General features: G+C 33.2%; 5 protein-coding genes. 1 reads left to right on the top strand and 4 read right to left on the bottom strand.

The genetic code is table 11. The features are described 5' to 3' along the window. The first annotated feature begins 1 nt into the window (after window position 1). Window positions 2-151 carry a hypothetical protein gene (locus OWK30_RS10045; RefSeq protein ID WP_423326108.1) on the top strand — a complete coding sequence of 50 codons (150 nt, stop codon included), beginning with the start codon at window positions 2-4 and terminating at the stop codon, window positions 149-151. A gap of 106 nt (window positions 152-257) precedes the next feature. On the opposite strand, the gene ppdK is transcribed toward OWK30_RS10045, so the two are convergent. The 4 genes from ppdK to leuC all read right to left on the bottom strand — a co-directional run bounded on the left by ppdK (window position 258) and on the right by leuC (window position 7,305). Then, window positions 258-2,882: a pyruvate, phosphate dikinase gene (gene ppdK / locus OWK30_RS10040; RefSeq protein WP_423326104.1), complete on the bottom strand. Its 2,625-nt coding sequence runs from the start codon at window positions 2,880-2,882 to the stop codon at window positions 258-260. Window positions 2,883-2,907: 25 nt separating this feature from the next. Next, the gene (gene glyS / locus OWK30_RS10035) at window positions 2,908-4,959 is read right to left on the bottom strand and encodes a glycine--tRNA ligase subunit beta (RefSeq protein WP_423326102.1); all 2,052 of its coding nucleotides are present in this window, start codon (window positions 4,957-4,959) and stop codon (window positions 2,908-2,910) included. A 256-nt stretch (window positions 4,960-5,215) separates the two neighbouring features. Continuing rightward, on the bottom strand, window positions 5,216-5,818 hold the full coding sequence (gene leuD, locus OWK30_RS10030; RefSeq protein WP_423326100.1) for a 3-isopropylmalate dehydratase small subunit: 603 nt from the start codon (window positions 5,816-5,818) through the stop codon (window positions 5,216-5,218). Window positions 5,819-5,913: 95 nt separating this feature from the next. Then, entirely contained in the window at window positions 5,914-7,305 is a 1,392-nt protein-coding gene (gene leuC / locus OWK30_RS10025) for a 3-isopropylmalate dehydratase large subunit (protein ID WP_423326098.1), read from the bottom strand. Between the last annotated feature and the right edge of the window lie 177 nt (window positions 7,306-7,482).

Below are 7,482 nucleotides of genomic sequence, written 5' to 3'. Positions count from 1 at the left end.
ATTGGCATTAAGAATTGGATATGACAAAGCTGCTGAAATTGCTTATTATGCTTTTAAAAATAAGATGAAAATTAAAGATGTTGTGAAAGAAAAAAGAATATTATCTGAGAAGGAGATTGAAGAAATCTTTGATACTAAAAAAATGATTTAAGAATAAAACATAAAATTCAATGGCGTTATAAAGAAAACAATATTATCGGGTATAAAATAATATGAAGAGGAAGCTTTACAGCTACCTCTTCATAAGTTGCTATTTATTATTTTTCCAATAGGGCAGCATGTGCTGCGGCAAGCCTAGCAACAGGAACCCTATATGGTGAACAACTCACATAGTTGAGCCCAATTTTATGACAAAAATAAATTGATTCTGGATCACCACCATGTTCTCCACAAATACCTGTTTTTAAATCAGGTCTTGTATTTCTACCTTTTTTTACGCCTATTTCTACAAGTTGCCCTACACCGTTTTGATCAATTGAAACAAAGGGGTCTTCTTTATATATACCTTTTTCCACATAAAATGGTAAAAATTTTCCTGAGTCATCTCTTGAAAGACCAAGTGTTGTTTGGGTAAGGTCATTGGTTCCAAAAGAAAAGAATTGTGCATATTGAGCTATTTCATCAGCAGTTAGAGCTGCTCTTGGTAATTCAATCATTGTACCTACTAAATATTCTACATTTACATTATACTGTTCCATAACTTCTTTTGCTATACTATCTACCATATCTTTTAATATTGCGAGTTCTTTATAATGACCAACCAAAGGAATCATAATCTCTGGTTTTACTTTTATTCCTTCTTTTGTGCATTCGCATGCTGCTTCCATAATTGCATAAACCTGCATTTCATAGACTTCTGGATAGGTAAGTCCCAATCTACAACCTCTGTGTCCTAGCATAGGATTGAACTCTTTTAGTTCTTCAACTTTTTTTCTCAAGGCTTCTGCTGATATTCCAGAAGCTTTAGATATTTTTTCTATATCTTCTTCTGTGTGAGGTAAGAATTCATGAAGTGGTGGATCGAGCAATCTGATTGTTACAGGAAGACCATCCATAGCTTTAAAAATACCGATAAAATCTTCTTTTTGATATGGTTTTATTTTTTCTAAGGCTTTTATTCTGTCTTCTTTTGTATCACTTAAAATCATTTCTCTTACAGCATCTATTCTATTACCTTCGAAAAACATGTGCTCTGTTCTACACAACCCAATACCTTCAGCTCCAAAGTTCCTTGCAATTTCTGAATCTTTTGGAGTGTCCGCATTTGTTCTTACTCCTAGTTTTCTAAATTCATCTGCCCATTTTAATATTTCTGCAAATTCACCGGATAGTTCTGGCATAATAAGTTTTACTTGACCAAGTATCACTTCCCCTGTGGAACCGTTTATAGTAATAAAATCACCTTCTTTGATGATTTTGCCATTGACTTCAAATTGCTTGCTTTTCTCATCTATTCTAATTGCCCCACAGCCTGCGACACAAGTTTTTCCCATACCTCTAGCAACTACAGCAGCATGACTTGTCATGCCTCCTGTAGCAGTAAGAATACCTTCTGCTGCGTTCATTCCACCAATATCTTCGGGAGATGTTTCATTTCTAACTAAAATTACTTTTTCACCTTTTTCAGCCCATTGTTCTGCATCTTCAGCAGTAAAAACCACTTTACCAACTGCAGCTCCTGGAGAAGCCGGCAGACCTTTCGCTAAAATTTCGTATTTCTCATTAGGATCAATCATTGGGTGAAGAAGTTGATCGACCTGTTCTGGTTGAACTCTCAATACAGCAGTTTTTTTATCAATGAGCCCTTCTTTATACATATCATAAGCAATTTTTACTGCAGCACGAGCGGTTCTTTTACCACTTCTTGTTTGTAAAAGATAAAGCTTTCCTTTTTCTACTGTGAATTCTATATCTTGCATATCTTTATAATGTTTTTCAAGTTTTTGATATACTTCCTCTAACTGTTTAAAAACTTCTGGCATCAGTTCTTTTAGTTTTGCGATGGGTTCGGGTGTTCTAATACCTGCAACAACATCTTCACCTTGAGCATTTATTAAAAATTCACCGAAGAATTCTTTTTTGCCTGTTGATGGATTTCTTGTAAAAGCAACTCCTGTTCCTGAATCGTTACCCATATTACCAAAAACCATTGCAACAATATTTACTGCAGTACCCCAATCGTCTGGAATCTTATTGATTTTTCTATAGGTGATTGCTCTTTGGTTGTTCCATGATTCAAACACTGCATTGATAGCAAGTCTTAGCTGTTCCATCGTGTCCTGAGGAAAACTCTTACCAAGTTCTTCTTCCACAAGCTTTTTATAACGTTCTACGACTTCTTTCAAATTTTCTGCGTTAAGGTCTGTATCGTATTTAGCGCCATAATTTTCTTTTACTTCGTCGAGAACTCTTTCAAATTTGTTGTGTTCAATACCAAGAACAACATCGCAAAACATTTGGATGAATCGTCTATAGGAATCATAAGCAAATCTTTCATTGTTTGATATTTTAGCGAGCCCTTTTACAGTTTCGTCGTTTAGTCCAAGGTTTAAGATTGTATCCATCATTCCAGGCATAGAAACTCTAGCTCCTGATCTTACAGAGACAAGAAGAGGATTTGATGAATCTCCAAACTTCTTACCGACAGCTTCTTCTAGTCTTTTGAGAGCCTCTAATGCTTGTTCCCACATACCTTCTGGGTAGAGCTTATTATTTTTATAATACTCAATACATGCTTCAGTTGTAATAGTAAAACCTGGAGGAACGGGTATTCCTAAATTTGTCATTTCTGCAAGTCCAGCGCCTTTCCCCCCTAAAAGATTTTTCATATCTCCAGTGCCTTCAGCCTTACCATTACCAAAAAAGTAAACGTATTTTTTCATCCCTTTTACCCCCATTATATTAATTTTAATTTATGTAACTTAAATCTCCCACTTTGTTAAAGATGTGCTTTAATGATGCGAGTAGGGCAAGTCTATTATTTCTAATATTTTCATCTTTAGCTATAACTAGAACATTATCAAAAAAATTATTCACAGGTTCTCTGAATTCCAAAAGTGCATTTATTGCTTTGGAAAAATTTTCACTACTAATACAATCATCAATTTCTTTTTCTTTTTGAATCATTAAAGAATGCAATTGTTTTTCTGCTTCTTCTTTGAAAAGGTTGGGGTTATAATTTTTTGATTTCCAGTTGTTTTTTTTCAATATGTTAGAAATTCTTTTAAAGCTTGTAGATAGAATTATAAAATCATCTTTTTCTCTAACTTCATTTAATGCTTTAGCAGCTTTGAACATAACAACAATATCAGAAAAATTATTTGCAGCTGCATCAAAGATATCACTTCTAATACCGTATTGTGAATGTGCTATCTGCTTGCTTCTAGTAAAGATAAATTCTTTCACAAGATTTAAGATATCACTTTGGTTAAAGTTAAGTTTTCCTACATAATTTTCCATTGTAACAGTGATTAGTTCATTTATATCTAATTTGTAATTTTTGTTTAAAATTATATTTATAATGCCGATAGCACTTCTTCTTAAAGCATATGGATCGTTATTACCTGAAGGGGTAAGACCGATTATAAAACAACCAACAATGGTGTCGATTTTGTCAGCAATTGATACAAAAGAACCTTCATCAGTTTTTGGGAGATCATCCCCAGCAAATCGAGGTAAATAATGTTCAAAAATTGCTTTGGCTACTATTTCATTTTCACCTTGAATAAGAGCATATTCTCTGCCCATTATTCCCTGTAATTCTGGGAATTCGTATACCATTTCAGTCATCAAATCCCCTTTGCATAGGTATGCAGTTCTATCTGTTGTATCTATTACTGATGGGTTTAATTTTTTGGCAAGATAATTTGCAATTTTTCTGAATCTTTGCATTTTTTCATAAGATGTTCCAAGTTTTTCTTGATAAATTACGCTTTTCAATTGTTCAACTCTTTCAGTCAAAGGGATCTTTTTATCATTTTCAAAGAAAAACATGGCATCATTTAATCTTGCTTTTAACACTCTTTCGTAACCTGTCCTAATCAAAGAATCGTCTTTTGGCTTAGTATTTGAGATGCCTACAAACTTATTTGTTATTTTGCCGTTTTCGTCCACGACATAAAAATACTTTTGATGATTTTTCATTGAAGTTATAAGTACTTCTTTGGGTAGTTGTAAAAAATTTTCAGGAAAGTGTCCCATAACTGGATAGGGATACTCTACCAAGTTAGTTACAGTATTAAGAAGTTCTACGTCAACAATTACATTACCTAAAGTTTTGAGGGTGTTGTTTATAATTTTTTTTCTATCCTCAAAATCTATTATGACAAAAGCATTGAGTAATTTTGTTTTATAATCGTTAAAACTTGAAATGGCTATTTTTTCATTTCCCATGAATCTATGACCGTATGTATGATTTGAAGCTTTGATTCCGTCTATTTCAAACGGTAAGACTTTACCATTGAAAACGGATAAAAACCAATGTACAGGTCTTGCAAATCTGAATCTCTTAGTACCCCATTTCATACTCTTAGGAAACGGGATAGTTTTTATTATTTTAACGATTAAATCTGGTAATATTTTTGTGGTTTCTTTTCCCTCCACATGTTTAATACCTGCCAGATATTCACCTTTTTCTGTTGATATTTTTTTTAGTGAGTTTATATCAAGGCCTTTTGATTTTGCGAAGCCTAACCCTGCTTTAGTGAGATTACCGTTTTCATCATATGCAATATTTGCGGGTGGGCCGACTATTTGTTCTTGTAAATCCATCTGTTTATCTTCAATGCCGTTTATGAAAAGATAAAGTCTTCTTGGTGTTCCTCCAGAGATAATACTGTCAAATTTTATTCTGTTTTTTCCCAATTCTTCAGCTGTTTTATTTTTCAAATAATCGGCTGCTGGATTTATAAATGATGCTGGAATTTCTTCTGTACCAATTTCCAAGATATAAAAAGACATAATACCCCCTATAATACAGTTTGAAATGTTATATATTAGAGGGGAGCAGTTTTTCAAGGAAAAATTTTTTTCATAAACAATTTTAAACAAGGCTTTACAAAAAAAGGGTGGGATGACTCCGTAAATTTTTTTTGTAAAATGGAAAAGGAAAGATATAGAGTCAACTAGTAAAGTTACTCATTACTAAAAAAGTGTTTTGATACGTTAGTGAAGGCTTATGAATTTCATATAAACAGCTGGATTTAAGACCAGCTGTTTATATAAATCTGTAATGTAGTGATTTTTCTAATTTGATTATTTTGTTTTTGTTTTGTAATAACTCAAAAAGACTATCATAGGTGCCGTTTAAAAATGCTTGTCTATTTGTTTCTTTTATTTCAAAATTGTAATTTTTGCCTTTAATACTTAATAATTTTTTTTCCAAATCAATGAGGCATTCTGAGCTAGGGTCAGTTTCTACAATAAATTTTATTTCTAGTATTCTTTTTTTAGGCAAAGTTATACACACGATTCCTAAAGTAGTTGCATTTCCTAGAAATATTTCGGCAAAACTTTCTGCAATGATAGCATCAAATCCAGCTCTTTTTATTGCTTGTGGGGCGTGCTCTCTTGATGATCCGCAACCAAAATTGTTTCCGGTTAGAATAATATTTGCACCTTTGTATTTTGGATTATCAATGGGGTGATTTAGGTGTTTGCCTTTGTTGTCAAACCTTTCATCATAAAATACAAATTTTCCGAGTCCGTCAAATGTCACGCATTTGAGATATCTTGCTGGAATAATTCTGTCTGTGTCTATATCGTCTCCTAGTATTGGTACAATTCGTCCACTTATTTTCTTTATTGAACTCATGTTCATAAAATTCCTCCTGAATTATTTTGCTAATGTGTGTAAGTGGAAATGAAAACGTAAGACAAGTAATAAGCATTTTTTGATTTCATTTTCATATCCACTTATTTAATGTTAAAAACTTCTCTTGCATCAGATATATAGCCAGTTATTGCTGCTGCGGCTACCATAACAGGGCTCATTAACAATGTTCTCCCTGTTGATGAGCCCTGTCTTCCTTTGAAATTTCTGTTTGAACTAGATGCAGAAATTTGGTCTCCTATAAGTTTGTCAGGATTCATCGCAAGGCACATTGAGCAGCCAGGGTTTCTCCATTCAAAACCAGCATCTAGAAATATTTCATGTAAACCCTCTTTTTCTGCTTGAAGTTTTACCCCCATAGACCCAGGGACAATAAATGCCTTAACATGTTTTGCAACTTTTTTACCTTTTATATACTTAGCTACTTCCCTCAAATCTTCTATCCTACCGTTTGTGCAACTACCTATAAAAGCTACATCAATTTTGACATTTTTAATAGGCATTCCAGGTTTAAACTTCATATATTCTAAAGCTTCTTTTTCTCCATCATTTTTAGGTTCAGGGATTTTTTCTAAAATTGATATACATTGTTCTGGGCTGATGCCCCATGTTACCATTGGTTCAATATCATTTGCTTCAAACTGTTTTACGTCATCATAATCTGCATCTGGGTCTGATTTGATGTTTTCCCAATAGCTTTTTCTTTTTTCCCATTCACTATTTTTTGGGGCGTATTCTTTTCCTTTTAAATAGTTGTATGTAATTTCATCAGGATTTATATATCCAACTCTTGCTCCACCTTCGATAGCCATATTACAAACGGTCATTCTTCCTTCCATTGAAAGTGATTCTATGGCTTCTCCTGCAAATTCATAGGCAAAACCTATACCACCTTTTACCCCTAGTTTTTTTATGAGATATAATATAATATCCTTAGCATAAACGCCTGGCTTGAGCATTCCGTTTACTTCGATACGTCTTACTTTCAATGGTGTCATAGCTAATGTTTGTGTAGCAAGAACGTCTCTTACTTGTGATGTTCCAATACCGAATGCAATTGCACCAAAGGCTCCGTGCGTAGCAGTATGAGAATCTCCACATGCTATCGTCATTCCTGGCTGTGTTAATCCTAATTCTGGACCTACAATATGAACGATTCCTTGTTTGCCTGTTTCTGGTGAGAAAAATTTTATACCAAATTCTTTTGTATTTTTTTCGATGGCTTGCATCATTTCTTCAGCGAGGGGGTCTTTGAAAGGTCTAGAAGTGTCATCTGTTGGTATAATATGGTCGCATGTGGCAAATGTTCTTTCAGGAAATAAAACTTTTAGACCTAATTCACGTAACATAGAGAATGCCTGGGGACTTGTAACTTCATGTATTAAATGGAGACCTATAAATAACTGATCTCTACCACCAGAAAGTTCTGCTACTTTGTGGATTTCCCAAACTTTTTTCAGTAACGTTTTTCCCATTATTTCTACCTCACTTAATTTAATTGTTTTTCAATAATTAATGTATAAAATAAATTTTAGATTATATCAATACTAAGTTTAATTTTACTGTATAAAGTTTAGTTATAATAGAAATAACGTTTTGGTATATATCTGTTTATAAATATGTTTTTGTAGTATTATAATTTCGAAGATAAA

Source organism: Deferribacter abyssi, from assembly GCF_049472655.1.
In the GTDB taxonomy this organism is placed as follows: Bacteria; Chrysiogenota; Deferribacteres; order Deferribacterales; family Deferribacteraceae; genus Deferribacter; species Deferribacter abyssi.
The sequence above is the reverse complement of the archived record's forward strand: the minus strand, read 5'-3'. Positions and strand labels throughout refer to the sequence as shown.